Source organism: Bartonella sp. MR168JLCBS (assembly GCF_042194175.1).
Map to the genome: position 1 here is coordinate 1 of NZ_JBHIMP010000623.1, position 533 is coordinate 533.

Consider the following 533-nt stretch of genomic DNA (forward strand, 5'->3'; position numbering starts at 1 on the left):
GCCATAATTGCACGCTGAATAGGCGCAGCACCACGCCAACGTGGTAAAAGTGAAGCGTGGGCATTGAAACAACCCAAACGCGGTGTTTCAAGAATGGCTTTCGGTAAGAATAGTCCATAGGCAACAACAATAGCAACATCGACAGCAAGTTCTGCGAATTGTGCTTGTTTTTCGGCTGTTTTGAGTGTCTGTGGTGTGAAAACAGGAATGGATTTTGCTTGTGCTGCATTTTGAACGGGTGAGGGGATCATTTTAAGACCACGACGTCCTGCTGGGCGGGGAGGTTGGCTATAAACAGCTACAATATCATGGCCAGCATCCAATAAAGCATGTAAAATGGGAACGGAAAAATGAGGTGTTCCCATAAAACTTAATCGTAATCCCATTACAAAATTGCTTCCTGTGCGTTTTTTTCTTTTGCGCGTTTTTTAAATTTTCGTATCACCATATCGCGTTTGATTTTCGAAATGTGATCAATAAAAAGGCGACCATTTAAATGGTCGATTTCGTGTTGCAAACAAGTAGCCAGGAGA

General features: G+C 43.0%; 2 protein-coding genes. Both read right to left on the bottom strand.

All coding sequences use genetic code 11. The features are described 5' to 3' along the window. Positions 1–386 (bottom strand): methionyl-tRNA formyltransferase (locus ACFIK8_RS13060; protein ID WP_375669665.1); only part of this gene is annotated, 386 nt, incomplete at its 3' end. Continuing rightward, on the bottom strand, positions 386–533 hold a 148-nt coding region (locus ACFIK8_RS13065), incomplete at its 5' end, for a peptide deformylase (protein ID WP_375669666.1). The genes ACFIK8_RS13065 and ACFIK8_RS13060, both read right to left, overlap by 1 nt.